The sequence below is a fragment of the Leifsonia sp. 10L418 genome (assembly GCF_056395445.1).
The window spans coordinates 914,778-941,268 of record NZ_JBFTJN010000002.1; the positions used below are offsets into that span (position 1 = coordinate 914,778).

At 64.1% G+C, this 26,491-nt stretch carries 23 protein-coding genes; 20 read left to right on the top strand and 3 right to left on the bottom strand.

All coding sequences use genetic code 11. The features are described 5' to 3' along the window. The first annotated feature begins 2 nt into the window (after positions 1 to 2). From AC1DCF_RS07660 to AC1DCF_RS07695, 8 genes are all read left to right on the top strand, one after another. The gene (locus tag AC1DCF_RS07660) at positions 3 to 1,025 is read left to right on the top strand and encodes an ABC transporter permease (RefSeq protein WP_477210491.1); all 1,023 of its coding nucleotides are present in this window, start codon (positions 3 to 5) and stop codon (positions 1,023 to 1,025) included. Next, positions 1,025 to 2,854: a dipeptide/oligopeptide/nickel ABC transporter permease/ATP-binding protein gene (locus AC1DCF_RS07665; protein WP_477210492.1), complete on the top strand. Its 1,830-nt coding sequence runs from the start codon at positions 1,025 to 1,027 to the stop codon at positions 2,852 to 2,854. Before AC1DCF_RS07660 ends, AC1DCF_RS07665 begins: the two co-directional genes overlap by 1 nt. Beyond that, a complete protein-coding gene (locus AC1DCF_RS07670) occupies positions 2,851 to 3,678 on the top strand; it encodes an ABC transporter ATP-binding protein (protein ID WP_477210493.1) in 828 nt (275 codons plus the stop codon). The genes AC1DCF_RS07665 and AC1DCF_RS07670 overlap by 4 nt, the downstream gene beginning before the upstream one ends. Further along, a complete protein-coding gene (locus AC1DCF_RS07675; protein WP_477210494.1) occupies positions 3,675 to 4,508 on the top strand; it encodes a hypothetical protein in 834 nt (277 codons plus the stop codon). Before AC1DCF_RS07670 ends, AC1DCF_RS07675 begins: the two co-directional genes overlap by 4 nt. A gap of 2 nt (positions 4,509 to 4,510) precedes the next feature. Beyond that, entirely contained in the window at positions 4,511 to 5,644 is a 1,134-nt protein-coding gene (gene menC / locus AC1DCF_RS07680) for an o-succinylbenzoate synthase (protein WP_441792118.1), read from the top strand. An 11-nt stretch (positions 5,645 to 5,655) separates the two neighbouring features. Further along, the gene (locus AC1DCF_RS07685) at positions 5,656 to 7,173 is read left to right on the top strand and encodes a leucyl aminopeptidase (RefSeq protein WP_477210495.1); all 1,518 of its coding nucleotides are present in this window, start codon (positions 5,656 to 5,658) and stop codon (positions 7,171 to 7,173) included. A gap of 252 nt (positions 7,174 to 7,425) precedes the next feature. Further along, positions 7,426 to 8,598 (top strand): type I glutamate--ammonia ligase, encoded by a 1,173-nt coding sequence (locus tag AC1DCF_RS07690; protein WP_477210558.1) that lies wholly within the window; start codon positions 7,426 to 7,428, stop codon positions 8,596 to 8,598. A 71-nt stretch (positions 8,599 to 8,669) separates the two neighbouring features. Then, the gene (locus tag AC1DCF_RS07695; RefSeq protein ID WP_477210496.1) at positions 8,670 to 9,800 is read left to right on the top strand and encodes an amidohydrolase family protein; all 1,131 of its coding nucleotides are present in this window, start codon (positions 8,670 to 8,672) and stop codon (positions 9,798 to 9,800) included. A gap of 43 nt (positions 9,801 to 9,843) precedes the next feature. Here the strand turns inward: AC1DCF_RS07695 and AC1DCF_RS07700 are convergent, their stop codons facing one another. Next, positions 9,844 to 10,536: a YdeI/OmpD-associated family protein gene (locus tag AC1DCF_RS07700; protein ID WP_477210497.1), complete on the bottom strand. Its 693-nt coding sequence runs from the start codon at positions 10,534 to 10,536 to the stop codon at positions 9,844 to 9,846. A gap of 72 nt (positions 10,537 to 10,608) precedes the next feature. On the opposite strand from AC1DCF_RS07700, the gene AC1DCF_RS07705 reads away from it, so the two are divergent. The 3 genes from AC1DCF_RS07705 (at position 10,609) to AC1DCF_RS07715 (ending at position 14,316) form a co-directional block, all read left to right on the top strand. Then, positions 10,609 to 12,027: an FAD-binding oxidoreductase gene (locus AC1DCF_RS07705; RefSeq protein WP_477210498.1), complete on the top strand. Its 1,419-nt coding sequence runs from the start codon at positions 10,609 to 10,611 to the stop codon at positions 12,025 to 12,027. Beyond that, the gene (locus AC1DCF_RS07710) at positions 12,024 to 13,385 is read left to right on the top strand and encodes a class I SAM-dependent methyltransferase (RefSeq protein ID WP_477210499.1); all 1,362 of its coding nucleotides are present in this window, start codon (positions 12,024 to 12,026) and stop codon (positions 13,383 to 13,385) included. Before AC1DCF_RS07705 ends, AC1DCF_RS07710 begins: the two co-directional genes overlap by 4 nt. A 238-nt stretch (positions 13,386 to 13,623) precedes the next feature. Further along, positions 13,624 to 14,316, top strand: a complete 693-nt coding sequence (locus AC1DCF_RS07715; RefSeq protein WP_477210500.1) for an alpha/beta fold hydrolase — start codon at positions 13,624 to 13,626, stop codon at positions 14,314 to 14,316. 32 nt (positions 14,317 to 14,348) lie between these two features. Here AC1DCF_RS07715 and AC1DCF_RS07720 read toward each other — a convergent pair whose 3' ends face one another. Then, the gene (locus tag AC1DCF_RS07720) at positions 14,349 to 16,637 is read right to left on the bottom strand and encodes an arylsulfatase (protein ID WP_477210501.1); all 2,289 of its coding nucleotides are present in this window, start codon (positions 16,635 to 16,637) and stop codon (positions 14,349 to 14,351) included. 317 nt (positions 16,638 to 16,954) lie between these two features. Between AC1DCF_RS07720 and AC1DCF_RS07725 the strand changes: the two genes are divergently transcribed. From AC1DCF_RS07725 to AC1DCF_RS07765, 9 genes are all read left to right on the top strand, one after another. Next, entirely contained in the window at positions 16,955 to 18,412 is a 1,458-nt protein-coding gene (locus AC1DCF_RS07725; protein WP_477210502.1) for a flavin monoamine oxidase family protein, read from the top strand. Positions 18,413 to 18,658: 246 nt separating this feature from the next. Further along, entirely contained in the window at positions 18,659 to 19,435 is a 777-nt protein-coding gene (locus AC1DCF_RS07730; protein WP_477210503.1) for an IclR family transcriptional regulator, read from the top strand. A 123-nt stretch (positions 19,436 to 19,558) separates the two neighbouring features. Further along, positions 19,559 to 20,239, top strand: coding sequence for a 4-carboxy-4-hydroxy-2-oxoadipate aldolase/oxaloacetate decarboxylase (locus tag AC1DCF_RS07735; protein ID WP_477210504.1), 681 nt, complete (start codon positions 19,559 to 19,561; stop codon positions 20,237 to 20,239). Continuing rightward, complete coding sequence (locus tag AC1DCF_RS07740) at positions 20,236 to 21,336, top strand: 4-oxalomesaconate tautomerase (RefSeq protein WP_477210505.1); 1,101 nt, start codon at positions 20,236 to 20,238, stop codon at positions 21,334 to 21,336. Before AC1DCF_RS07735 ends, AC1DCF_RS07740 begins: the two co-directional genes overlap by 4 nt. Further along, positions 21,333 to 22,352 (top strand): amidohydrolase family protein, encoded by a 1,020-nt coding sequence (locus AC1DCF_RS07745; protein ID WP_477210506.1) that lies wholly within the window; start codon positions 21,333 to 21,335, stop codon positions 22,350 to 22,352. The genes AC1DCF_RS07740 and AC1DCF_RS07745 overlap by 4 nt, the downstream gene beginning before the upstream one ends. Continuing rightward, the gene (locus AC1DCF_RS07750; protein WP_477210507.1) at positions 22,349 to 23,242 is read left to right on the top strand and encodes an amidohydrolase family protein; all 894 of its coding nucleotides are present in this window, start codon (positions 22,349 to 22,351) and stop codon (positions 23,240 to 23,242) included. Before AC1DCF_RS07745 ends, AC1DCF_RS07750 begins: the two co-directional genes overlap by 4 nt. A 2-nt stretch (positions 23,243 to 23,244) precedes the next feature. After that, positions 23,245 to 23,643: a protocatechuate 4,5-dioxygenase subunit alpha gene (gene ligA, locus AC1DCF_RS07755; RefSeq protein WP_477210508.1), complete on the top strand. Its 399-nt coding sequence runs from the start codon at positions 23,245 to 23,247 to the stop codon at positions 23,641 to 23,643. Beyond that, positions 23,643 to 24,491 carry a class III extradiol dioxygenase subunit beta gene (locus AC1DCF_RS07760; RefSeq protein WP_477210509.1) on the top strand — a complete coding sequence of 283 codons (849 nt, stop codon included), beginning with the start codon at positions 23,643 to 23,645 and terminating at the stop codon, positions 24,489 to 24,491. Before ligA ends, AC1DCF_RS07760 begins: the two co-directional genes overlap by 1 nt. Beyond that, a complete protein-coding gene (locus AC1DCF_RS07765) occupies positions 24,488 to 25,438 on the top strand; it encodes a Gfo/Idh/MocA family oxidoreductase (RefSeq protein ID WP_477210510.1) in 951 nt (316 codons plus the stop codon). Before AC1DCF_RS07760 ends, AC1DCF_RS07765 begins: the two co-directional genes overlap by 4 nt. Before the next feature lie 223 nt (positions 25,439 to 25,661). Here AC1DCF_RS07765 and AC1DCF_RS07770 read toward each other — a convergent pair whose 3' ends face one another. Further along, positions 25,662 to 26,474 (bottom strand): NAD(P)-binding domain-containing protein, encoded by an 813-nt coding sequence (locus AC1DCF_RS07770; protein WP_477210511.1) that lies wholly within the window; start codon positions 26,472 to 26,474, stop codon positions 25,662 to 25,664. Positions 26,475 to 26,491 lie beyond the last annotated feature (17 nt).

Genomic DNA, 26,491 nt, shown 5'->3' on the forward strand with positions numbered 1-26,491 from the left:
GAATGACTGCGCAACACACACTCCCGTCCGAGGGGGTGCTCAGCCCGGCCAACGCACCGGATACGAAGGTGAAGCCGGGTGGTCTGTGGAGAACGTTTCTGCTCCGCCGGATCTCCCGGCTCGCCACCTCGATCGCTGTGCTCGTCACCGTCGCATTCCTCGCCATCCGGGCAATTCCGGGCGATCCGGTGCGAATGGCCCTGGGCATCCATGCCTCCCAGGCCGTGGTCGACGCGCGAAGGGCCTCGCTGGGCCTGGATCTGCCGATCTGGGAGCAGTACATCCGCTTCTGGGAGGGACTGCTGACCGGAAACCTGGGTGACTCGTTCAGCCTGCAGCTACCCGTAACCGAAGTGATCGGCCAGCGACTTCCGGCAACGATCGAGTTGGCTGTCCTTGCACTGATCGTCATGCTGACATTTGCCATTCCCATCGGTCTGGCGGCCGCCGCGTTGACGCGCGGCGGCCGCCGGCGGGGATTGGAACTCGGCTACACGACCGTCAGCGGCTTCGTCGCCGTCATTCCCGAGTTCCTGATCGGAGTCGGACTCATCTACGTGTTCGCGGTGCAGTTTCAAATACTGCCCGTGGCCGGGCGGAGCGGACCGAACTCGTACATTCTGCCTGTGCTCGCGCTCGCCCTTGGCGGGATCGCCGGCATCTCTCGAATCGTGCGGGCAGAAGCCCTCTTCGTGCTCGACCAGGACTACATTCGCACCGCCCGTGCCAAGAGAATGTCGAGCTGGCGGTTGTACATGCGACACGCTCTGCCCAATCTGCTGACCTCTTCCCTCACCATCGGTGGGCTGGTCCTGGGCGGGCTGATTGCGGGGACGGTGCTCGTTGAGACCATCTTCTCGTGGCCAGGGCTGGGCATGACGATTGTTTCCTCGATCATGCACAAGGACTTCCCGCTGGCCCAGGGGATCATCATCGTCTACGGATTGTTCGTCTTACTTGTGACGCTTCTCGTTGACGTTGTGCTGGTTCTCCTTGACCCGCGGTCTGCATTGAAGGAGAACTGATGGCTACCGTTGACATACCCCCGGTGTCGGGCCAGCGCCAGGCGCACCGATTTGCCGCGGTGCTTCGTACGCCACTCGGCATCGCTGCGGTTTTCGGTGTGGGCGTCGTCGTATTCGGCATGGTCTTCGGACCAATAATCTGGGGTGCGCAGGCGACAGCGACCGACTACAGTCAGCTCTCGGCCCCGCCGAGTGCAGAGCACCTCTTCGGCACCGATGCCGGTGGGCGCGATGTCCTGGCACGCGTGCTGACGGCGGCTCGACTGTCGGTCGGCATGGCGCTCGTTGCGACGATTCTTGGTGTGACAGGCGGAGTCCTGATCGGGTTCTTGCCGATCGTGCTGCCGCGCCGGGCGGCCAGACTCGTCGTCAGCGCCACCGGTCTCGCCATCGCGTTCCCCGCCCTTCTACTCATCATGCTGTTTTCCATCGTCGTGGGTACTGGGGTGGAAGGCGCGGTGCTGGCCATCGGCTTCGCCATGATGCCCGCTTTCGGCCGCTTGGCCCAGACGATGAGTTCCTCGATCGCTGGGCGTGACTTTGTACTGGCGGCTCGAGTTCTCGGTGTCCCGAAGACTCGGATCCTGCTGCGGCATGTGCTCCCCAATGTTCGAGAACCACTGATCGTCAACGCGAGTCTCGCGGCCGGAAGTGCACTGGTCGCTTTCGCGGGTCTGTCATTCCTGGGGTTGGGCGTACAGGCTCCGGACTTCGATTGGGGCCGACTCCTCAACGAGGGGCTCAGCAAGATTTATGTCAACCCCGCGACGGCCCTCGCTCCGGCCGCGGCGGTGATCTTCGTCGGGGTGGTCTTCACCCTGCTCGGGGAAACCCTCTCACGCGGATTCGGAATCGAACCCCTCTTGGGCAAAAGGCCACGGGCACTGCCTCGAATTGAGCCCAGTACGTCGGACGTGATCACGGATGCCGATGACACAGACGGTGACACCGTGCTTCGAGTACGTGGCCTACGCGTTGCGGCCCCAGTCGGATCTGATTGGAAGCACCCCGTGAACAACGTGAGCTTCGACATCCGACGCGGCGAAATCGTCGGTCTCGTGGGTGAGTCGGGGTCGGGCAAATCATTGACCTGCCTGGCCGTTGCCGCGCTTTTGGAAGAACCGCTCGACGTCTCCGCGCAGAGCGTGCGTTTCGATGGAGCGGAACTCACCAAAAACGGAAAGGTGCCCAGCCGCATCCGCTCTGTCGCGTTGCGGAGGCACCTGGGCACCCGACTTGCGCTCGTCTTCCAAGACCCATCGACCTCACTCAACCCCGCCTTGCAAGTCGGCGCGCAGATCGCCGAGATCGGCCGCCTTCACGAGGGGTTGAGCGCCAAGGAAGCCAACGCGCTGGCGATAGATCGCCTACGCGAGGTTCGGATCCCCGACCCCGAACGGCGAGCCAAGCAATATCCATTCGAGTATTCAGGCGGAATGCGTCAGCGGGCCATGATCGCAATGGGGTTGATGGGCCGCCCCGCCTTGATCATCGCCGATGAGCCGACGACCGCCCTGGATGTGACGGTGCAGCGCGGAGTTCTCAGCCTCCTGAAAGCAGTAAACACAGAGGAGAACGCGGCGATCCTGCTCGTCAGCCATGACATCGCCGTGGTCACCGGGCTTTGTTCACGTGCATTGGTCATGTACCGGGGGTCGATCGTCGAGGACGTCACGGTTGAAGACCTCGTGGCGGGCCGGGCCAAACACCCGTACACCCGCGCACTGCTCGACGCCGTGCCGAACATGAGCACGAAGAAGGGCGAGCCGTTCGCCACCATTCCTGAGGGAACGGTCTTTCCAACAGTGGTTGCAGAGGAAGTCGCATGAGCACCCTTGAATTCCGTGATCTCTGGGTCCGGTTCGGAACTGGTCGGACCGCGTTCGACGCTGTTCGCGGTATCAACCTGGTCATCCCGTCGGGGAAGATCGTCGGTCTCGTCGGCGAGTCGGGTTCGGGAAAATCGACCATCGCCAGAACCGCTGTCGGCTTGAGCGAACCCCGCCATGGCAGCATCCTGCTTGACGGTGTTGACGTCGCCCATGCGAAAGGAAGTGCCGGCCGGGTGCGGCAACGCATCCAGATGGTCTTCCAAGACCCATATTCCTGTCTCGACCCGAGGATGTCGATCGGTGTTTCGATCAGGGAGGCGCTCGATGTAACCGAGCGGCGGAAGCGCCTTGAGTCGGGCACATACCGGGCGATGAGCCGGCCAGCCCGCGCTGCGCGCGTCGGAGAGCTCCTGACGATGGTGGAACTTGAGCCGTCGCTTGCGTATGCCTATCCGGGCACCCTCTCGGGCGGTCAGCGCCAGCGGGTCGCCCTCGCTCGGGCGCTCGCCGCCGAACCGGATGTCCTGCTTGCGGACGAGATCACCTCGGCGCTCGATGTCTCCGTTCAGGGAACGGTCTTGAATTCACTGCTCGATCTTCAGCGACGCTTGTCGCTGACCGTGCTGTTCATCAGCCACAACCTTGCCGTCGTGAGCCGGGTGTGTGACGAGATCGCTGTGATGAACCACGGCGAGATCGTCGAACGCGGTCAAGCGGCCCAGGTCATCGGTGCGCCACAGGATTCGTACACCAAAGAGTTGGTCAGAGCGGTGCCGCAGATCGGCGTCCCGCTCTTCGCTAGAGAGGAGTCCACACGGTGAACGGCTTGATCGTGATCGAGGCGGATGCCGTGGAGCTCGCCGCTGTCTATGCGAAGGAAAGCAACGTCGAAATCAGGGAGCTGCACGGTTCTGCCGACATGCAGACCGCAGCCCAACTCCTCGCGGACGTGTGGGGGTTGGAGCCGATGCGGATGCAAGTAAAGCCCGACATGCTGATCGCCCTGGCCCACGCGCGAAACTATGTGGTCGGTGCGTTCGACGGCGAGGAAATGGTGGCCGCGTGCATAGCCTTCTTCTACGCCCCCAAAGATTTGGCGCTCCACTCTCACATCACCGGGGTTGCCAAGGATCGCGCCGGGAGCGGAATCGGAAAGGCGCTCAAGTACCACCAGCGCGCTTGGTGCCTGGCTCGAGGCGTCGAAACCATGACCTGGACCTTCGACCCGCTGGTTGCCCGAAACGCCTTCTTCAATTTGGAAAGGCTCGGGGCACGCCCGGCGCAGTACTTGCCCAATTTCTACGGCGAGATGACCGACGAACTCAATCGTGGCCAAGCGAGCGACCGGCTCCTGCTCAACTGGGACCTTCGAAACTCCAGTTCCACGCCATCCGACAGCGAGGGAACCCTGCCTCCGGCGGTCCTGAGCCGCGGCGAGCGCGGACCGGTGCTCGATCTTGCCCTCGCTGAGCATGCACGTGCGTGCCGAGTCGAGATCCCGTCCGACGTGGAATTACTCCGTCGCACCGATCCGGCCGCCGCCGAGCGCTGGAGGCTCGCCCTCAGAGGTACTTTGATCCCGCTACTTGCGGGCGGCTGGCAAATCGTCGGCTTCGACCGAAGCGGTTTCTACCGCATAGAAAGGAATTGAAATTGCGCATTCTCAACGTTGAGTTGATCACCATCCGGCTACCGCTCGTGGCTCCGTTCACGACGTCGTTCTCGACCCAGACCGAGCGCACCCCGATGCTGGTGAAGCTCACCGCCGAGGTCGATGGTTCAGAGGTGGTGGGGTGGGGCGAGTGCGTTTCACTTCGCGACCCGGTGTATTCCGAGGAATACGTGGACGGGGCCCGCGAGGTGCTGCGTCGCTACCTGATCCCGATGCTGTATCGCTGGCAGGAATCGGGCAACGCCCTCACGGCCGAGGTCGTCGGGCACGCGCTTCGGCATATCAAGGGCCACCGGATGGCGAAGGCAGCCCTGGAGATGGCCGTGCTCGACGCTCAGCTGCGGGCAAGCGGCAAGTCATTCGCCAGCTACTTCGGAGCCACGACGACATCCGTCCCTTCCGGCGTCTCGGTCGGCATCGCGGATTCCATCGACAGTCTGCTCGCGACCGTCGGCGACTATCTCGATCAGGGCTACGTGCGCATCAAACTCAAGATCCGACCAGACTGGGACATCGAACCGGTGCGGGCGGTGCGCGAGCGTTTCGGCGACATCCCCCTGCAGGTCGACGCAAACGCCGCATACACGCTGCTGGATGCGCCGTTGCTTCGGCAGCTGGACGACTTCGGTCTCCTGCTGATCGAGCAGCCTCTCGCTGATGATGACCTGCGGCAGCATGCGTTGCTCGCCAAGGCGATGACGACGCCGATGTGCCTCGATGAGTCGATCGTCTCCGCGGCCTCTGCGGCCGATGCGATCGCATTCGGCGCGGCCGCCGTGATCAACATCAAGCCCGGCCGCGTCGGCGGGTATCTCGAGGCCAGGCGTATCCATGACATCGCCTCGGCGAACGGCGTCGCGGTCTGGTGCGGGGGAATGCTCGAGACCGGGCTGGGACGTGCCGCGAACGCCGCTCTGGCCGGAATGCCGGGCTTCACCCTTCCGGGCGATATCTCTGCGTCCGACCGCTTCTACCGGGTCGACATCACCGAACCGTTCGTGCTCGATGCTGGCCGCATCGCCATCCCGACCGGTCCCGGACTCGGCGTAGCTCCACTTCCCGAGGTCCTGGGCGAAGTCACCATCCACTCCGAGACGGTCACGCAAGAGAAATGAGCACGAGTCCCATGGTGAAGATTACAGAAATCAGCCTTGGCGTCATCGCCGACATCCTGGATGCGTCGCCCAGCGACGCGCTCGTGATCGGCATCGGCCAAGGTGCGGATGGGCCGGTGTTGCTCGCGAACCCGCTCAGCGCCACGGATGCCGCAACGATCGCAGCCTCCCTCGGGTCCCTGGGAATCACTGGTGCAGCCGACCAGGTGCACCGTCTGCAGGCAATTCCCGGGACCGGGGCAGAAGTTCTCGTCCTGGCGGGCGTCGGCCAGGTCGCGGACGGCGCTCCCCTGGCTGAGGAGGCTCTGCGTCGGGCCGCAGGGTCAGCCATCCGTCAGCTGGCCGGCCTGACTTCGGTTACCTTGGCGTTCCCGGCGGCGACTCGGAGCGACGTCTCCGCCATCGCGGAAGGCGCAGCGCTGGGCGCTTTTTCCTATACAGAGCACCGCTCCAGCACAGACGGACTCAAGGATCCGGTCAAGAAGGTTCTGATCTACACGGCCGTCGACGACGACATCCAACCTGTCCTCGACCGGGCGTTGCTCGTTGCACGCGCGGTGAACATCACGCGCACCTTGGTCAACCAGCCTCCCAGCCAGCTCTACCCGGAGTCGTTCGCCGATGCGGCGAATGAACTCGCCGAGGGGCACCCGGTCACCGTCACGGTCTGGGACGAGAAGCGGCTCGCGGACGATGGCTTCGGCGGAATCCTGGGCGTCGGACAGGGCTCGGCGCGCCCGCCACGCCTGGTCAAAGTGGTGTACGCGCCCGCCGACGCATCCAAGAAGATCGCGCTGGTCGGGAAAGGCATCACTTTCGACACGGGTGGAATCTCCATCAAACCGGCGGCCGGCATGGGCGATATGAAAAGTGACATGGCGGGGGCCGCCGTCATCCTCACCACGGTGCTCGCTGTTGCCGAACTCGGCCTTCCGATTGCGGTGACGGCCTGGCTGTGCATCGCCGAGAACATGCCTTCAGGGGCCGCGCAGCGACCGTCGGATGTTCTGACGATGTTCGGCGGTAAGACCGTTGAAGTGCTCAATACTGACGCCGAAGGACGAATCGTCATGGCAGACGGCCTGGCAGCGGCCAGCCTCGAACAGCCGGATGTACTCATCGACGTCGCCACCCTGACGGGCTCCCAGCTGATCGCTCTCGGCCTCCGTACCGGAGGGGTCATGGGGTCAGACAGCGTGACAAGTGCGCTCAAGTCGGCAGCCGACCGCGCGGGCGAGCTTCTCTGGCCGATGCCACTTCCCGAGGAACTGCGGGCCACCATCGATTCGCCGGTGGCCGACCTCGCCAACATCGGCGATCGCTACGCCGGCATGATGAGCGCTGGTGTTTTTCTGCGCGAGTTCGTCGGCAAGAACGCCGAGGGTGAGCAGATACCGTGGGCCCACATCGACATTGCCGGCCCGTCCTTCAACAACGGCAGCGCCTATGGCTACACGCATAAGCAGGGCACCGGAATTATGGTCCGCACGCTCCTCGCGTATGTCGACGACATGGTCGCAGCGGGCTGAATGAACCCGGGGTGGGGCTTGATCATGAACCGGCCCCACTCCGTTGACAGTCGTAGCCGGCGCGGTGTGCGTGTGGTGGAAGAACAATGAAGGGAAACGGCTGTGAGCAATAACGGCTCAGTGAAAAGTGTCACGACGGGAGGCGAGGCTGTCCAGGCCTCTCTCCTCGTGGGCACAGTGGTCGACTTCGCCGGTGTGACTCGGGCGAAAGGCGTCCCGCTCCGCCGATTATCGACGTTTGTCGCCTCCGGTATGGGGGCGTCGCAGACGTGGCCTGTGTTCTGCGTCGACAACGGTGTCGCATTCACTTCATCGATCGGAGTCAGCGGAGACCTGCGATTCCGAATCGATCCGGACAAGGTGCGCCCGATCGACGACGGCGTGGCAGGGGGACCGGCCGACTTCTACAACCAGGATGGTTCCCCGTCGGCGTTGTGCCCTCGTGCCAGGCTCGCTGCCGTGGTCGAGCACGCGTCGGCGCGCGGGCTCGTGCCGATGATGGGCACCGAGCTCGAATTCGTGCTCACCACATTGACGGGGGAGCGGCTTCCCAAGGCATCCTGGACCGCCTATGGCATCAAGGCTTTCGTCACTCATCGTGCCTTCCTGGTGGACCTCACGGAAACACTGGAACGGGCAGGCGTCGGCACCGAACAAATCCATGCCGAACATGGCGAGGACCAGTTCGAGGTCTCCTTGGCACCGGCTGCGCCGGTTGACATGGCGGATGGCTGTGTGTTGACCCGCATCCTCATCGGGAGCGTGGCGGAGCGCCACGGCATGGCAGCCTCCTTCTCGCCGATGCCCTGGGTGGGTGGATCCGGCAATGGGGCGCATCTGCATCTGTCGCTGAAGCGACAGGACAGGCCACTGTTCGGGGGTGGAGATGGGCCGCACGGACTCACCGTCGAGGGCGGCTCGGCGATCGCCGGGATCATCGGCGGGCTGAATGAACTGATGGGTATCTACGCGGGGTCGGTCATTTCGGCCCAACGCCTTCAGCCCGGCAGTTGGTCGGGCGCCTCGGCCGGCTGGGGACTGGAGAATCGAGAGGCCGCAGTTCGTTTCCTCGCGGCCACGACCGGCAACCCGCATGGCGCAAATGTGGAACTGAAGATCGTCGATCCCAGTGCCAACATCTACTTGGCCGCCGCGGCCCTGCTGGGCTCCGCGGTCAACGGAATCGACAACAATCTGCCGCTGCCGACTGAATTAGCGACGAATTCCGCAGAGAGCGCCGTCGCACTCAACGCCGAGCAGTTCTCGGTTCTTGCGGCGCTGGAGAACTCGCCCCTCGCCGCACGAATCCTGGGGCCGGACATTGTGGAGGGCGTCGTCGCCGTGCGTCGGCATGAAGCCACGCAGTACGCAGACAAATCCCCAGCCCAGATCGCGGAGGCTGTTCGCTTCGCTTGGTCGGCTTGACCATGTGGGCACGAGAGGGGGAGAGCCTATTGGGCGGTGGGGTGGACGTTCTGTCAGGACTCGACGAGCGGATGCCGACGCGACTGGCGGAGGCCATCCGGTCGATGCCCCTGGTGGATCACCATGTGCATGGCTGCTTCACGCTGCCCATTGCCCGTGCCGGTTTCGAGGAGGCCATCAACGAAGGCTCTCCCGACCCCATCCCGCGCTTCATGACCCAGTTCGACTCCCAACTCGGATTCGCCATTCGGCGCTGGTGCGCACCCCTGCTGGGCCTGGCGGCACATGCCGACGCGGATGCCTACTGGGCCGCTCGCAGCGCGCTGCCGCCGGCCGAGCTCAACCGTCTGTTCCTGCCGCGAGCCGGGGTCGGCCACTGGATCATCGACACGGGCTTCAGCGCCTCGGCCATATCCACGCCGCTGGCTATGTCGGATGACTCCGGAGCGGGCAGCTCGGAAATTCTTCGCCTGGAGTTGCTGGCTGAGTCTGTGGCCGCAGGCGCCGCGTCTGCGGCAGCCTTCGTCTCCGACTTCCGTGAGGCCTTGGCGCAAGCGCTGCCCACCATCGTCGGCTTCAAAACCATCGCCGCCTACCGATGCGGGTTCGACATCGACTGGTCTGTCCCCACCGACTGGCAGGTCGAGCAGGCAGTGGCTCGGTGGAATGCGCAGGCCAAAACAGCATTGCGGCTGGACGACCCGGTGATCATCTCATTCATCGTGCACGCGGCTGTCGACTGTAGACTCCCCATTCAGTTTCACGTGGGCCTCGGCGACCGGGATATGGACCTGCATCGATCCAACCCGATGCTCTTGCTGGGGCTGCTACGGCAGCCCCATGTTCAAGGCTCGCCCATCATGCTGCTGCACTGCTACCCGTACCATCGGGAGTCGGGCTACCTGGCTCAGGCATTCAACAACGTCTACTTCGATGTGGGGCTGAGCCTGAACTATGTCGGGGCCCGGAGCGCCGACATCGTCGCGGAATCCCTGGAACTGGCGCCATTCGCCAAGCAGCTCTACTCATCGGATGCGTTCGGTCTCCCTGAGCTTCATCTGCTGGGAGCGGTGCTGTGGCGGAGGTCGATGGCGCAGGTTCTGGGCCGTTGGGTACGCCAGGGGGATTGGGCTGAGTCGGATGCCATCCGGGTTGCCGAACTGACAGCGTCAGGAAACGCACGCCGTGTTTACGATCTCTGAGATCCCCGGTTGCGGATGCCGAGAGAGTGGCCAAGCGTGCCGCTCATGCCTCGTCTGGTGTCGACGGTGATGAGGACGCCGCGGCTCGCGCCGCCTCGGCGGCACGCTCAACCCATTTCGGCACGACGCCAAAGCGCTGAAAGGGAACCATGCGTCCGGCTGCGCTCTCATCGATGAGCTGAGCCAAGCGTCGTTCGCGGGTGGCCTCTTGCTTCGCGGTGAGCACCCAGTGCGTGACCTGGCGACGATAGCTCGCCGTGGCGACCGCCCAAAACGCGGATGCCGCGGGGTTTGCGGCCAGCCGCGCGGATGCTTCGGGCGGCAGATCCTGCTCGGGGTTCTCGTGTGAGTACACCCCGGATCTGTCCTCACGCCGGCGCTCGAACGCGGCGATGCCGGCCTCGCGCATCCGTCCCTCGGCGGTGAGCTTCTCGACGAGTGCGATGTTGACGCTCGACCAGTTGCTTGAGGCCTTGCGCGGTGACCACCGTTGGCGCCGGGCATCCTCATCGATGCGCTGAGATACGGAATCGATCCAGCCGAAGCACAGGGCTTCGGGAACGGCCTGCTCCCAAGTGAGCCCGACATCGGGCACGTGCTTCTTGTACAGCCCCATCCAGAGTTCCGTCGCGGTGGTGTGGTTCACCTCGAGCCACGCGCGAAATTCCTCGGGCGAAGCGAAGAAGATCGCCGGTCGCTCGGGTGTGCCGCCCGGTGTTCCGATCGTCGTGGTCATGGCACGAGTCTGCCAGAACGCACCGACGGAGCGGGCGTCGCGCCGGAGGAGACGTCGGGCTAACGTGAAAGCGTGCCCGCCCCCGTGCCAGTCGCCTTGCTCGACGCGCAGCGCGCTCACGCCGCCGGCGTGCAGCGCCTTCTGGAGAGCTACCGGGCGGTGCCGGCGACGACCCCGGTGCGGCTGGCCAAACGCACCTCGAATCTGTTCCGCACCCGGGCCAAGACCACCGCGCCGGGACTGGACGTCTCCGGCCTGACCGGCGTCATCGCGATCGACGCGGATGCCCGCACCGCCGACGTCGCCGGCATGTGCACTTACGAAGACCTCGTCGCCGCGACGCTGACGTACGGGTTGGCGCCCCTCGTGGTGCCGCAGCTGAAGACCATCACCCTGGGTGGTGCGGTGACCGGCCTCGGCATCGAGTCGACCTCGTTTCGCAACGGCTTGCCGCACGAGTCGGTGCTGGAGATGGACATCCTGACCGGCACCGGCGAGATCCTCACCGCGTCACCCCACGAGAACACCGACCTATTCCGCGCATTCCCCAACTCCTACGGCACGCTCGGCTATGCGGTGCGCCTTCGTATCGAACTGGAACCCGTCGCACCGTTCGTCGCACTCCGGCACCTGCGGTTCCACTCTCTTACCGAGCTGATCCGAACGATGAACGGCATCCTTCGGGCCGGCAACCACGACGGAATTCCGGTCGACTATCTCGACGGTGTGGTGTTCAGCGCCACCGAAAGCTACCTCTGCCTCGGCGCACAGACGAGTGAACCCGGCCCGGTCAGCGACTACACGGGTCAGCAGATCTTTTATCGCTCGATTCAGCACGCTGACGGTGAGACGGATGACCGGCTCACAATCCATGACTACTTCTGGCGGTGGGACACCGACTGGTTCTGGTGCTCAGAGGCATTCGGTGCACAGGTTCCCTGGATTCGCCGGCTTTGGCCCCGGCGCTATCGGAGCAGCCGTTTCTACGGAAAGCTGATGAAGCTCGAGCAGCGGTTTCAGATCGGCAACCGGCTCGAGAAAGTGAAAGGGCGGCCACCCCGCGAGAGGGTGGTGCAAGACGTCGAGGTGCCGATCGAACGGTGCGCGGAGTTTGTGAACTGGTTTCTTGAGACCGTGCCGATCGAGCCGGTCTGGCTCTGCCCGCTGCGGTTGCGTGACGACGAGGGCCGGGGCTTCGGTTCCCGTGTTCGGGGCTGGCCGCTCTACCCGCTGCAGCCTCTGCAGAGCTATGTGAATGTCGGCTTCTGGTCGACGGTGCCGATCGGATCAGTCGAGGGGGAGACGAACCGGCTGATCGAGCAGAAAGTGGCCGACCTCGACGGGCACAAGTCGCTCTACTCCGACTCCTATTATTCGCGGGACGAGTTCGACGCACTCTACGGCGGCGACGCGTATCGCGCCGTCAAGCAGCGCTACGACCCCGATTCTCGACTCCTCGACCTCTATGCGAAGGCGGTACAACGACGATGACGACGTTCAAGGATCGTGCCACGGACGTGACCAAGAAAACGGATGCGGCGAGGCAAACGGATGCAGCGCACCCGGCAGGCACCAGCACCTATACCCTCGCCGAGGTGCTCGAGATCCTGGCCGGGGGCCGGCTGCCGCTGCGGTTCACAGCCTACGACGGGAGTTCGGCCGGTCCGCCCGATGCGCCGCTCGGGCTGGATCTGAAGTCGCCGCGCGGCACGACCTACCTCGCGACGGGCCGCGGTGATCTCGGCCTGGCCCGCGCCTATATCGCCGGCGATCTCGACATCGACGGCGTGCACCCCGGTGACCCGTATGAGCTGCTCAAAGCGCTCGCCGACAGCCTGGTTTTCACACGCCCGTCTCCGCGGATGATGCTGGACATCATCCGTTCGATCGGCGTCGAACATCTGCGCCCGATCGCGCCGCCGCCCGAAGAAACGCCAGCCCGGTGGCGTCGCGTCGCCGGCGGCCTCCGTCACAGCAAGAGTCGCGACGCCGAGGCGATCCACCACCACTATGACGTCTCGAACACCTTCTATGAGTGGGTGCTCGGGCCGTCGATGACGTACACCTGCGCGTGCTACCCGACGGATGTGGCATCCCTCGATGAAGCGCAAGAGAACAAGTACCGGCTCGTGTTCGAGAAGCTGCGGCTGAAGCCGGGGGACCGGTTGCTCGACGTCGGATGCGGCTGGGGTGGCATGGTGCGTTACGCCGCGCGCCGGGGCGTGCGCGCCATCGGGGTGACGCTGTCGACCGAGCAGACCAGATGGGCGAAGCGAACAATCGAGGAAGAAGGCCTGAGCGGCCTGGCTGAAGTGCGCTACGGCGACTATCGCGACATCCGGGAGAGCGGCTTCGACGCAGTGTCATCGATCGGACTGCTCGAGCACATTGGCGTGCACAACTATCCGTCGTACTTCGAGTTCTTGCAGTCCCGGCTGCGCGCCGGCGGACTGGTGCTCAACCACTGCATCACTCGGCCGGAAAACCGCACCAAAGCCGCGGCCCACGGTTTCATCGACCGTTATGTGTTTCCCGACGGCGAGCTCACCGGTTCGGGCCGCATCATCAGTGAGGCACAGGATGCCGGGCTCGAAGTGCTGCACGAAGAGAACCTGCGGGAGCATTACGCCCTCACTCTGCGCGACTGGTGCGCGAACCTCGTCGAGCACTGGGATGAGGCGGTGGATGAGGTCGGACTTGCCACCGCGAAAGTCTGGGGCTTGTACATGGCCGGTTCGCGGCTCGCGTTCGAGAACAACGGCATTCAGTTGCACCAGGTGCTGATGCAGAAGCCCGCCGCCGGCCACGCCGCGGGTGGCCTTCCGTTGCGGCCGTGGTGGACTCCGTAGTAGCCCATCGGTGGTTGAGGAGCACGCGACGCAGGAGCGCGCATCTCGAAACCTCGTGAGCCAATTCTCGAACGCGAGTTGCGTCCGGAGATCGGCTCACGAGGTTTCGAGACGCTCGCTGGCGCTCGCTCCTCAACCACCGGGTTGTTCGCACCGCGAATTTCTACTCCGTTGACGAATTTTCGGCACCGGCCTACTGTTCCCGTCGTCCACGTCATTCAACTCGAAGGAGAACAGCATGAGTGCACCAACCAAGTCAGTGGTCCTCGTCCACGGCGGGTTTGTCGACGGATCCGGGTGGAAGGGCGTCTACGACATCCTCACCAGGGACGGCTACACCGTCAGCATCGTGCAGCACCCCACTCTGTCCCTCACCGGAGACGATGCCGCGACCCGGCAAATTCTCGATCGGCAGTCGGAGCCAGCCGTGTTGGTTGGGCACTCCTACGGCGGCGCCGTCATCAGCCAGGCAGGCACGCATGAGAACGTCGCCTCACTCGTCTTCGTCGCCGCATTCGCGCCGGACGAGGGCGAGTCCGTGAACGCCCTGATTCAGGGATTCCCCACCGATGGCCCGCAGCCGCCGATCCTGCCGCCCGACGGCGGTCTGCTCTTTCTCGACCGCGACAAGTTCCACGCCTCGTTCGCTGCCGACGTGTCCGCAGAAGATGCGGCGTTCATGGCCGATTCGCAAGTGCCGTGGGGCCTCGAAGCGCTAGGCACTGCGGTGACGGATCCGGCCTGGCGCAGCAAGCCGACCTGGTATCTGATCGCGGCCGATGACCACATGATTCCGCCGTCGGCGCAGGAGACAATGGCGGCCCGGATGAGTGCGACGACGTCTGAATCTCATGGAAGCCACTCCGTCTATGTGTCCCACCCGGAGGTCGTCGCCGACGTGATCAAGAGCGCGGCCGAGGGGAACAGCTGAGTTGACTGCTCTGTCGAACTGGGCGGGAGCGCCTAATCGGCCCTGATCGTCACGTCTTTCAGGATGCCGGTGAACCGGAATGGCGGTTCGTACGCAGCCGACAGCGGCGTGCCCCAGTCCTCGCCGACATCGAAGGTGTCGTCGGTGGAGAAATAGATCGGCACGGTCTTCTCGATCCGGCCTTCGGCGACGGGCTTGCCGTTGATCGACAATGTGCCCGTTCCACCGTTGCCCGGTCCTCCGCCGTCATAGGCGAAGTCGAAATGGATGGTGCTCTCGCCCGTCGGCAAGGTCTCGGAGGAGGTGATGGTGTATTCCTCAAGGGCAACCCAGTTGTACTGAAAAGTGGGTTTGCCGTCCTGCACGAAGAACGCGAACCCGCCGGTTTCTCCACCCATCGTGACCAGCATGCCGGTGGCGTCGCCGGTCGGATTATCGACCTGCGCGATCACGCTGAACGAGCGATTCTTGATGTCGACGACCGCGTCTTCGGGAAGCCGGATCGTTCCAGGAAGGTACGTCGCCTGGTCGCCGCTGATGAGACGTGGCCGCTGCGAGGTGAGCAGCTCGAACGCGTTGTTCACCATGGGGTAGACGTTGTTGGCCCGAGCTTCGCGGTCGAACAACGCCTGCATTTCGGCGAGCTTTTCGGGGTGTGTGGAGGAGAGGTCGTTGGCCAGGCCGAAGTCGTGGCGGAGGTCGTAGAGCTCCCAGACGTCTTCTTCGAACGGCACGATCTGGGCTGTCGCTGCGGAGACACCGTCGAGGCCATGACGGGTTCCGGCCCACCAGCCCTCATGGTAAACGGCTCGACTCCCGGTCAGCTCAAAATACTGGGTCGTGCGTCGATCCGCAGCTGCGGCGTCGTCGAAGGTGTAGGCCATGCTGACCCCGTCCATGGTCTGCTGCTCGATGCCGTTGACGCGGGTCGGTTCGGGCAGACCGGCGCTCTCCAGGATGGTCGGGGCCACGTCGATGAGATGGTGGAATTGTCGACGTATCCCGCCATGGTCGGTGATGCCCGCGGGCCAGCTGACGACCGCTGCCGTGCTGCATCCGCCGCCCGAGGTGACCATCTTGCCGTAGTTGTACGGCGTCGACGTGGCGTACGCCCACGCAGCCGGGTAGCAGCCGTGCGAGCTCGGCCCGCCGAACTCGTCCATATGTTCGGCGACGTCTTCGAGCGACTCTGTGAGGCCATTGAAGTAGCTCAGTTTGTTCATGATGCCGTGCAGCCCGCCCTCGGGCGTCGGCCCATTGTCACCGGCGATGAAGACGATGAGGGTGTTTTCGAGTTCACCGGTCGCCTCGACGGCATCGATGATCCGGCCGACCTGGTGGTCGGTATGCTCGACGGCACCGCAGAAGACCTCCATCCAGCGCGCGCCGACCTTCTTATCCAGGTCGCTCAGTTCGTTCCACGACGGGAGGGCCTCGGGCCAGACCGACAGCTTCGTGTCCTTCGGTACGATCCCCAGCTCCTTCTGGCGGGTGAGGATGCGGTCGCGGAGCGCGTCATAACCGTCGTCGAACTCACCGCGGTACTTCTCGATCCACTCCTTCGGTACACCTACCGGTGGCTTGTGCCCGTTCGGGGCGTAGTAGGCGATCCACGGCGCGTTGGGGTGGATCGACTTCTGGCGTCGTATCCACTCAATGGTCTTGTCCGCCATGTCCGCTTCGAGGTGATAGCCCTCCTCCGGAGTCGTCGGCGCTTCCTTCGGGGTTGTGTTTTCCCAGAGTGGCGGATGCCATTGGCTGACACCGGGTCCGAAGAAGCCGTAGAAGTACTCGGCGCCCATGCCGACTGGCCAACGGTCGAACGGGCCGGCCGGCGTGATCTCGTGCATCGGCGTGAGGTGTGTCTTGCCGACCCAGGCCGTGCCGTACCCGTTTTGCCGCAGAATCTCGAGCACCGTTGCAGCGCTGCGGGGAATCGAGGAGTTGTATCCGGGAAAGCCCGCGGATGCTTCCGGAACGCTGCCCATGCCCACCGCGTGTGAGTTGCGGCCGGTGAGAAGTGCGGCACGCGAAGCCGCGCATACGGGGGTCGTGTGGAAGTTTGTGAAGCTCAAACCGCGTGCGGCCAACCCGTCGAAGACCGGTGTTCGAGCTGGCCCTCCAAACGCTCCCATATGGCCGAACCCGATGTCGTCGCCCATGATCAGCAGCACATTCGGGGCGCCATCGGGTGCGGCGAGCGGCTCGGGAAAGTCAGGCGTCGAGTCCGCGAACGACATTTCGATCTTGCCGTGAAACGACGGGTCCGGCGGGGGAAGGATCGTCCGGTCGGTTGAATCGTGGTTCGTTTCTTCGGGCACAATCCTTCTCCTTTGAGCGACGTGTGAAGCGACAGATGAAGCGACGTGCGGATCCACCGGAGCGTAATTCGCGGTTCGGAAGGTGCCATCACACGATGCGGGTGAAGAGCTCGATGACTGATCGGTGTGTGGAGAGCGGACGAGCAGGAGACCACGTGTCTCGACGCCCGAGCACGTAGCGCAAGCAATCGCTGAAATGATTGCTGATTCATTCACTGAGGTAGTCAGATCGCTTGCATCCAGCAACTTTGGGCGGTAACGTTTCGCGGAATCGCACGACAGTGTCGTCGTGCACGGGGTAGCAACGCAAAGGAGCGATGATGGTCCAACTTGACGAGAAGTCCACGGGTGCGCAGATTCAGGCGTCGATTCCGCCGGGGGTGACCCGACGCACCGTGCTCGGCGTCGGTGCCGCCGCTGCAGCGGGCGTGCTGCTCACAGCAGGCGCGGCGACCGGCCGCGGCCCGAATCCCAAAGACAAGAGCTGGGACACCATCGTCATCGGCGCGGGAGTCTCTGGGCTCGGCGCCGCACGCGCGCTGGCGGATGCCGGCAAATCGGTGCTCGTGTTGGAGGCGCGCGATCGCATCGGCGGTCGACTCTGGACCGACCGGAAGTCTATGTCGATCCCGTTCGAGCGTGGGGCCGAGCTCATTCACGGTGGACCGCGCACCTCAACCTGGCCGCTGGTGACAGGCCAGGGGCTGCAGACCCACATGTGGAGCCAAGAGTTCTCGAAGTTCAGCCCGGGTGACACGAAATGGACCAACCAGAACGACTACGAGTTCTACCACTTTCCGCACGGCGCACCCTCGTTTCCCGACGGCATCCCCGAACCGGCCAACGACGAGGAGACCGCAGAGGCCTGGCTCCTGCGCCTCGGCATCCCGCGCAGCAATTACCCGCTCTCCTTCCTCGTGATCGAGGTCGACACCGAACAGTTCGATGTGCTCCCGGCCATCGACGTCGTCGGCGATCTGGAAGAGGCGCTTGAGTACGTCGCCGAATCCGGGTGGATGGGCGACTACAGCCCCGGCGGGGACTATCGGGTGATTGGTGGCTACAACCAGATTCTTGCGCCGCTCGCGAACGGGATCTCGATCATTCTGAAAAGCCCCGTGCGCACCGTGAAATACAGCGCGGCCGGCGCCGAGGTGGTCGTCAACGGCGGACATGTCTACGCGGCGAAGACCGTTGTTCTGGCCGTACCCGGCGGAGTGCTGAAACATGGCGACATCCAGTTCGACCCGCCGCTGTCAGCCGACCGGGCGGCTGCAATCCAGGAGATCGAGTACCTGCCCGTGTTCAAGGGGATTCTGGAGTTTGCCCACCCCGTTATCGCCACAGACCCCCGGGTGCCGGAGAATTGGGACCTCCTCGAGACCTACTCGCTCAACCCGCCCACCCTCTGGAACGCGTCGACAGGCACCCCCGGCTATGCCGGTCAGCTCGTCGTGACCTGGATGACCGGCGGTGCTGCGCAAGAACTCCTCAACCTCAAGGAGAAGGAGCGCCACGCGTTCGGGCTCGAAAACGTGCGCGCGACGACCGGCGACTCAAGTCTGAAGTTCGTGAATGCCTCGACCTACGACTGGTCGAAAGACGAGTATGCGCGCGGGGCGTACCCGGGTCCGTTCTCACGTCGTAGCGGGTTGAACGCACCGATCCAGGACACGCTGTTCTGGGCCGGCATGACGACGAGCACCGTGCACACCTCTCGGAACTCGGGAACGGCGGCGGCGCTGCCGGTTCTCGCCGCCCTCGCCTGGAAGTAGTCGGGCGCGAGGTTGTTCCCGCCGAAGCGGGACGGTTGACTCGGCGGTCGAGCCTGTTGAGCGATGTACTGAGTTTGTCGCAGTGACCTCCGCCAGCCGACCTCCAGACGTAACCATCGATGGAGGGTCGGCTCGCCCGGTCTCGACCGGCTCGACCACCGAGTTGGTTGCGTGTGGAGGTTGGCGCGTCGGGTCTCGACATGCTCGACTGCCGGGATGGGCAAGATTGATAGAGTCACAAGAACCATGGACAAGCCCCCCGAAACACGCTCGGTCACCGGGCGCGCCTTCGCTGTCTTGGACACCTTCAGCACGAAGTACCGCCGCCAATCGCTCTCGTCGATCGCGCGCCGTGCAGGCCTGCCGTTGACCACCGCACACCGTCTCGTGCATGACCTGGAACGGGAATCCGCCCTCGTCAGAGGCACCGACGGCGACTACGAGATCGGCCGAAAGATCTGGGACCTCGGCATCCTCGCCTCGGTGCACGCCGAACTTCGCGAAGTCGCGCTGCCGTATATGGAGGACATCTACGGGCTCGGCAACGACGCCGTGCAGATCGCCGTGCTCGACGGCTTGCGCTGCCTCATAGTCGAACGCATTGCCGGCTCACGCACGATGTCGGTGCAGAGTCGTCCGGGCGCGCGGCTCCCGCTACATGCCTCTGGCGTCGGAAAAGTGCTGCTCGCCTACGGCAACCATGACCTGCACGACGCCGTGCTCACCTCGCTTGAGCGCTACACCGCACAGACAATCACCGACCCCGCGAAACTGAGCGAGCAGCTCAAAGCGGTCAAGTCGCAGGGCTTCGCGATCACCGACGCCGAACTCGAGGAAGGCGCCAGATCCGTCGCGGTCCCCGTGCGCGGCAAAGGCGGCAAGGTCATCGCGGCGCTCGGAGTCGTCGTGCCGAGCTCACACACAGATGCCCAACGGATGGTCCCGGTGCTGCAAGTGACATCGGCCGCGCTTTCGAGAAAGCTCGTTGAGGCCGGTCTCGGCGTCGCGTCTCGCCTGCACTGACGACATCCTCCTACAGAAGTACCCTTCCGGTATCCGGAATTCGACCTAGGGTTTTCACTCCCTATGAAGTTGTCTGGAGGTGCGCGCTTTGCGCAAGCCTGCACAGGCCTTCAAAGGAGAATCATGGCGCGAGTAGTGACGGGTACACCACGTACCCCCCTGGACATCGTTGACGGCCTCGCCGAGCTGGGCGTTGCGACAGTTCACGAATCGCAGGGACGCACCGGTCTGCTCGACCTGCGCCTTCGCCCCATCTTCCCCGCGAAGATCGCCGGCAACGCCCTGACCTGCGAGGTCGCGCCCGGCGACAACTGGATGATTCACGTGGCGGTCGAGCAGGCCCAGCCCGGCGACATACTGGTGGTCACCCCGACCAGCCCGTGCGACGACGGCTACCTCGGCGACCTGCTGGCCGAAAGTCTGATGGCCCATGGCGTGCGCGGCCTCGTCATCGACGCCGGCGTTCGTGACGTCGCCACCCTCACCGAGATGGGCTTCCCGGTCTGGGCGAAGAGCATCGGCGCCCAGGGGACAGTCAAGGCCACCCCCGCCAACGTGCAGACCCCCATCGTCATCGCCAACCAGGCAATCCGCCCCGGCGACGTCGTCATCGCCGACATCGACGGCGTGGTTGTCGTGCGCCGCGAAGACGCCGCAGCGGTGCTCGAAAAGGGCCGCGAGCGCGAAGCCAACGAGACCGCGAAGCGCGCGCGTCTGGCATCCGGCGAACTCGGCCTCGACATCTACAACATGCGTGAGGCGCTCGCCGCCAAGGGGCTCGTCTACGAGAGCTACACCGAATGACCACTACCCAGGTGGCGGTACCCTGCTCGGTCATGCGCGGTGGAACCTCGAAGGGGCTCTACTTTCTGGCCGACGACCTTCCGGTTGACCGCGCGGCACGCGACCGTTTCTTGCTCGCGGCCTTGGGCTCGCCCGACGCGCGCGAGATCGACGGCATGGGCGGCGGACATCCGCTCACCTCCAAGGTCGCCGTCGTGCGTCGTTCAGAACGAGTCGGCACGGATGTCGATTACCTGTTTTTGCAGGTCTGGCCCGACCGTGCAGAGGTCAGCGATCAGCAGAACTGCGGCAACATCCTCGCCGGAGTCGGCCCGTTCGCGATCGAGCGCGGCCTGGTTGCTGCGCAGGATGGCGTGACCTCGGTCGCCATCTACATGGAGAACACCCAGTCGCAGGCGACCGCCCTCGTGCAGACGCCCGGCGGCCTGGTCGAGTACGCCGGCGACGCCCGAATCGACGGGGTTCCCGGAACCCACGCTCCGATCATCATCAACTTCGAAGATGTCGCGGGCTCCAGCTGCGGCTCGCTGCTCCCGACCGGCAACGTGATCGACATAGTCGACGGTGTGCCGGTGACCTGCATCGACAACGGCATGCCCGTGGTGTGCCTGCGCGCCAGCGACTTTGGCGTGACGGGATACGAGACGCCGGCCGAGCTCGAGGCCAACGGGGAACTCAAGGCACGGGTTGAAGCGATCCGCCTCGCCGTCGGCCCGCTGATGAACCTCGGTGACGTGACCAACAAGACCGTGCCGAAAATGAGCCTGCTCGCCCCCGCGCGAGAGGGTGGTCTGGTCAGCACACGCACGTTCATCCCGCACCGCGTGCACGAGTCGATCGGTGTTCTCGGCGCTGTCTCGGTGGCGACCGCCTGCATGCTCGAGGGCAGCGTTGCGGCCCAGATCGCCGGCCTTGATGAGGTCGGCGACAGCCTCGAAGTATCGGTCGAACACCCGACCGGGTTCTTCACAGTGCAGATGGAGGTCGACAACTCCAGCGGGAGCCCCGTCGTCGTCACGTCCGCCCTGCTCCGCACGGCCCGCATGTTGATGTCGGGCAGCGTCTACGTACTCCGATCGGCTTGGGAGAGCAAATGATCATCGATTGTCACGGCCACTACACAACGGCCCCCGAGCTTCACAACCAGTGGCGGATCGACCAGCTGGCGGCCTTCACCGCGGGTGAGCCCACACCCGCCTACCCCGAGATCTCCGACGACGTCATCCGGGAGAGCATCGTCTCGAACCAGCTGCGTCTGATTGACCAGCGCGGCACCGACCTCACGATCTTCTCGCCCCGGGCATCCGCCATGGGTCACCATGAGGGCGACCAGCGCATCAGCCTCGAGTGGACCGTCGCCTGCAACAACCTGATCAAGCGCGTCGTCGACCTCTTTCCTGAAACCTTCGTGGGCGTGTGCCAGCTGCCGCAGTCGCCCGGCGCCGACCTGACCGAGTCGATCGCCGAGCTCGAGCGGGCGGTCACCGAACTCGGCTTCATCGGCTGCAACCTCAACCCCGACCCGAGCGGCGGCATGTGGAACACCGTTCCGCTGACCGACAAGTACTGGTACCCGCTCTACGAGAAGTTGGTCGAACTCGATGTTCCGGCCATGATTCACGTGTCGGCGTCGTGCAACTCCAACTTCCACGCCACCGGCGCGCACTACATGAATGCCGACACCACTGCGTTCATGCAGCTGATCCAGGGCGACCTGTTCGCCGATTTCCCGACCCTGCGCTTCCTCATCCCGCACGGCGGCGGCGCGGTGCCGTACCACTGGGGTCGCTACCGCGGCTTGGCCGACATGTTGAAGCAGCCGAGCCTCGACAGCCACCTGATGAACAACGTGTTCTTCGACACCTGCGTCTACCACCAGCCCGGCATCGACCTGCTGGTCGACGTGATCGACAACAAGAACATCTTGTTCGGCTCGGAGATGATCGGTGCGGTGCGCGGGATCGACCCGCAGACCGGTCACTACTTCGACGACACCAAGCGTTACATTGACGCGGCGGATGTCTCGGCATCAGAACGCGACGCGATCTTCGCGGGCAACGCTCGAGCCGTGTTCCCGCGGCTGAACGAGAAGCTGGAGGCGCGCGGACTATGAGCACGCAGACCTTCGTGAAGGACGCCGACTGGCTCGACTGGGAGCCGAACCCTAGCAAGCCGAAGTTCGTCGTGCCCGTGGGAGCCGTCGACGCGCACTGCCACGTCTTCGGCCCCGGCAACATCTTTCCGTTCGCACCGGAGCGCAAGTACACCCCCTGCGATGCCAGCCGCGATCAGCTCTTCGCCTTGCGCGACTTTCTCGGTTTCGAGAAGAACGTCGTGGTGCAGGCCACCTGCCACGGATCCGACAACTCGGCACTTCTCGACGTGCTTGAGTACTCGAATGACAAGGCGCGCGGCGTTGTCACGGTGACGCCCGACGTGACCGAGGCCGAGCTGGCCCGGATGCACGAGCTGGGTGTGCGCGGCGTGCGCTTCAACTACGTCAAGCGCCTCGTCGACCCGAAGCCCGACGAGTACTACCGGGCCATTGTCGACAAGATCCGTCCGCTCGGCTGGCATGTCGTGCTCTATTTCGAGCCCTCCGACCTGCGCGAGAAGGGCGATTTCTTTCGCTCGCTCAATGTGCCGATCGCCATCGACCACATGGGGCGTCCCGACGTCAGCAAGACGCTCGACAATCCCGACTTTGAGCTGCTGCAGACATTCATGCGCGACAACGAGAACGTGTGGTGCAAGGTCAGCTGCCCGGATCGGCTCAGCACCAGTGGTGCGCCGCTCTATGCGGATGTCGTTCCGTTCGCGAAGGCGATCGTCAACGAGTTCCCCGACCGAGTGCTCTGGGGTACCGACTGGCCGCATCCCAACATGAAGAAAGACGTGCCTGACGACGGGATCCTCGTCGACTACGTGCCGTCGATCGCGACGACCCCGGCGCTGCAACAGAAGCTGCTCGTCACCAACCCCAACACCCTCTACTGGAGCTGATCATGAAGCCCAACTTTGAACAATTCGACGACATCCCCGGCACCACGATCTTCACGATCGAGAAGGCGCGGGAGGGTTTCGTGCTCAATCAGTTCTGCATGAGTCTGCGCACCGAAGAGAACCGGAAGCGCTTTCTCGCCGACGAGGCAGCGTATCTCGACGAGTGGTCGATGACCCCGGATCAGAAGGATGCCGTGCTCACCCGCGACTTTCAGAAGATGCTCGACACCGGTGGCAACGTCTACTTCCTCTCGAAGATCTTTGCGTCGGAGGGCAAGTCGTACGTGCAGGCCGTCAGCACGATGACCGATATGAACGTGGAACAGTACACAGCGATGATGGTGGCCGGTGGCCGCAACATCGAAGGCTGGCGCTCCAAGAAAGAACGAGGCGAAGCATAATGGCACGCATCACTGCTGGCGTCGCAACCAGCCATGTTCCCGCCGTCGGCGCGGCCATCGACATGGGCCGCACCGAAGAGCCCTATTGGAAGCCCATGTTCGAGGGCTACGAGTTCTCGAAGAACTGGATCAAGACCAACAACCCCGACATGGCGATCATCGTCTACAACGACCACGCCTCGTACTTCGGCATGGAGATCATGCCGACGTTCGCAATCGGGATCGCCGACTCATTCGAGATCTGCGATGAGGGCTACGGTCCGCGCCCGGTTCCCGTCGTGGAGGGCGCCCCCGAGCTGGCGACCCACCTGGCCTCATCGCTCATCCTCGACGACTTCGACATGACCGTGCTCAACGTGCTCGAGGTGGACCACGGGCTCACGGTGCCGCTGTCGCTCATGTATGGTTCGCCCGAAAAGTGGCCGACCAAGGTCATCCCGATCGCCGTCAACGTGGTGATGTACCCGCAGCCGTCGGGTGAGCGCTGCCTCTCGATCGGCAAGGCGATCCGCCGTGCCGTCGAGCAGTTCGATGAAGATCTTGACGTGCAGATCTGGGGAACCGGCGGCATGAGCCACCAGATCCAGGGCGCGCGTGCCGGGCTGATCAACCTGCCCTGGGACAAGCAGTTCATGGACGACCTCATCAACGAGCCCGAAGTGCTGCAGTACAAGTCGCACCTCGAGTACATGGTCGAGGCCGGCTCCGAAGGCGTCGAGCTCATCATGTGGCTGATCATGCGCGGTGCGCTCGGCGACACGGTCGACGAGGTCTACCGTTTCAACCACGTTCCGGCCTCGAACACCTCAGTCGGGCACCTCATCCTCACCCCCCAGGAGAACTCATGACCGTCAACCTCACCGTCGTCGGCCTCGGCGCCTTCGGCCACAAACACCTCGATGCGATTTCTCAGATCGCCGACGCGAAAATTCAGTATGTCGCGCACAGCACACGGGACGTCGCCGAGGAAGTGGCCGCCACCTACGGCGCGAAGGCTGCCTTCACCGACTACGCCGAACTGCTGGCGCAAGACGACCTCGACGGCGTGATTCTGGCGACGCCCACGCAGATGCACCACGCACAGACGATCCAGGCCCTGCGTGCAGGCAAGAACGTGATGGTGGAGATTCCGATGAGCGACTCGCTCGCCGGAGTACAGGAGATCGTTGACCTGCAGCAGGAGACCGGGCTGATCGCGATGGCCGGTCACACCCGCCGGTTCAACCCGTCGCACCAGTACGTGCACAAGAAAATCCAGGCGGGAGAGCTGTCCATCCTGCAGATGGACGTGCAGACCTACTTCTTCCGTCGCACCAACACGAACGCGCTGGGCAAGCCCCGCTCCTGGACCGACCACCTGCTCTGGCACCACGCCGCGCACACGGTCGACCTGTTTCAATACCAGACGGGCGAGAAGGTGGTGCAGGCCAACGCCATCCAGGGCCCGAAGCATCCTGAACTCGGCATCGCCATGGACATGTCGATTCAGCTGAAGACCGAGGGCGGCAAGATCTGCACGCTCTCACTGTCTTTCAACAATGAGGGCCCGTTCGGAAGCTACTTTCGCTACATCGGCGACACAGCAACCTACGTCGCCCGCTATGACGATCTGTTCACCGGTGCGGAGGAACAGATCGACGTGTCGCAGGTGGATGTCTCGATGAACGGCATTGAACTGCAGGACCGCGAGTTCGTCGCGGCGATCAAGGAAGGGCGCGAGCCCAACTCCAGCGTGGCTCAGGTGCTGCCCTGCTACATCGTGCTCGACGCGCTGCAGCAGCAGCTCGACTACTAGACGCTCGGTGGTCGAGCTTGTCGAGACCTCCGCCGGCCAACCTCTGAACGGGGTTGCGTCTGAAGGTCGGCTCACGAGGTCTCGACAGGCTCGACCACCGACCGGTGATTGAGCTTGTCGAAATCACGTGACCCGATCTTGAGACCGGCTTACCGGGTCACTTCGACAAGCTCAGTACATCGCTCGACAGGCTCGACCACCGCCGGCCCGACCACAGTCTCAGCTACTTGCCGGGCCGAGCGAACGGTATTTTCTTCCCGTGCAGGATGCGTGAGTAGTTCGCTTCAACTGAGCTGACCATGTTGCTCTCGTACCCGGTGTCGTTCAGCATCTCGACGACATCCATCATCTCGATCTGACGGCGCTTGATGTGCTGGGCCGTGCCCGAGAGGTAGTCTTTTGCGGTTTCGCTCGTGCTCGAGTCGAACTCGTCGAGGATCTCCTGATAGGCCCACTTCTGCAGGCCCATGCTCTCGGCGGCCCACAGGGTGTCGATCAGAACACCGGCGATGCCCTTGGCGAGGATGCTGCGGAGGAGCGTGCGCGCGGCCGCTTCGCCGGCGACCGCTGACACGTATTCGATGCTCGTTCCGAACGGTTTGAGCAGTTCGATGAAGCGTGCAGCCCCGGTGCCGGCCGCGCACATCGGGGTCTTCTCGGCGAGCCCGGGCACCGGCCGCATAATGGCGACGTCGGCGAATGACCCGTCGGCAAAGAGTTCGGCGAGCTTGCGCTTGAGCGCTGGCGTGCCCGTGTTGAGGTCGGCGAAGACGGCGCCCGGTTCGAGCAGCGGGGCGACCTGCTCGGCCACCTTGCGTGAGGCAGCCGGCGCAGTGATTGAGATGACGAGGGCTGCCCCGGCGACGGCGTCTTCGATGCGCGCGGCGATCGGCACCGCGGCGTTCGGCACGTCGGCGATCTGCGCCCCGGCGAAGCCGAAACCGACTACGTCGAGCCCTGCAGCGGCGAGACCACCCGCGATCAGCGCCCCTTCTTCGCCGAGACCGATGACGGCAACTCTGATCGCTTCGCTCATGTAGCCATTCTGGCAGG

Coding starts and splice junctions, on each gene's coding strand:
- AC1DCF_RS07660 (WP_477210491.1), top strand. CDS start 3: ATGACTGCGCAACACACACTCCCGTCCGAGGGGGTGCTCAGCCCGGCC.
- AC1DCF_RS07665 (WP_477210492.1), top strand. CDS start 1,025: ATGGCTACCGTTGACATACCCCCGGTGTCGGGCCAGCGCCAGGCGCAC.
- AC1DCF_RS07670 (WP_477210493.1), top strand. CDS start 2,851: ATGAGCACCCTTGAATTCCGTGATCTCTGGGTCCGGTTCGGAACTGGT.
- AC1DCF_RS07685 (WP_477210495.1), top strand. CDS start 5,656: ATGGTGAAGATTACAGAAATCAGCCTTGGCGTCATCGCCGACATCCTG.
- AC1DCF_RS07690 (WP_477210558.1), top strand. CDS start 7,426: ATGGGGGCGTCGCAGACGTGGCCTGTGTTCTGCGTCGACAACGGTGTC.
- AC1DCF_RS07695 (WP_477210496.1), top strand. CDS start 8,670: ATGCCGACGCGACTGGCGGAGGCCATCCGGTCGATGCCCCTGGTGGAT.
- AC1DCF_RS07700 (WP_477210497.1), bottom strand. CDS start 10,536: ATGACCACGACGATCGGAACACCGGGCGGCACACCCGAGCGACCGGCG.
- AC1DCF_RS07710 (WP_477210499.1), top strand. CDS start 12,024: ATGACGACGTTCAAGGATCGTGCCACGGACGTGACCAAGAAAACGGAT.
- AC1DCF_RS07715 (WP_477210500.1), top strand. CDS start 13,624: ATGAGTGCACCAACCAAGTCAGTGGTCCTCGTCCACGGCGGGTTTGTC.
- AC1DCF_RS07725 (WP_477210502.1), top strand. CDS start 16,955: ATGATGGTCCAACTTGACGAGAAGTCCACGGGTGCGCAGATTCAGGCG.
- AC1DCF_RS07730 (WP_477210503.1), top strand. CDS start 18,659: ATGGACAAGCCCCCCGAAACACGCTCGGTCACCGGGCGCGCCTTCGCT.
- AC1DCF_RS07735 (WP_477210504.1), top strand. CDS start 19,559: ATGGCGCGAGTAGTGACGGGTACACCACGTACCCCCCTGGACATCGTT.
- AC1DCF_RS07740 (WP_477210505.1), top strand. CDS start 20,236: ATGACCACTACCCAGGTGGCGGTACCCTGCTCGGTCATGCGCGGTGGA.
- AC1DCF_RS07745 (WP_477210506.1), top strand. CDS start 21,333: ATGATCATCGATTGTCACGGCCACTACACAACGGCCCCCGAGCTTCAC.
- AC1DCF_RS07750 (WP_477210507.1), top strand. CDS start 22,349: ATGAGCACGCAGACCTTCGTGAAGGACGCCGACTGGCTCGACTGGGAG.
- ligA (WP_477210508.1), top strand. CDS start 23,245: ATGAAGCCCAACTTTGAACAATTCGACGACATCCCCGGCACCACGATC.
- AC1DCF_RS07760 (WP_477210509.1), top strand. CDS start 23,643: ATGGCACGCATCACTGCTGGCGTCGCAACCAGCCATGTTCCCGCCGTC.
- AC1DCF_RS07765 (WP_477210510.1), top strand. CDS start 24,488: ATGACCGTCAACCTCACCGTCGTCGGCCTCGGCGCCTTCGGCCACAAA.
- AC1DCF_RS07770 (WP_477210511.1), bottom strand. CDS start 26,474: ATGAGCGAAGCGATCAGAGTTGCCGTCATCGGTCTCGGCGAAGAAGGG.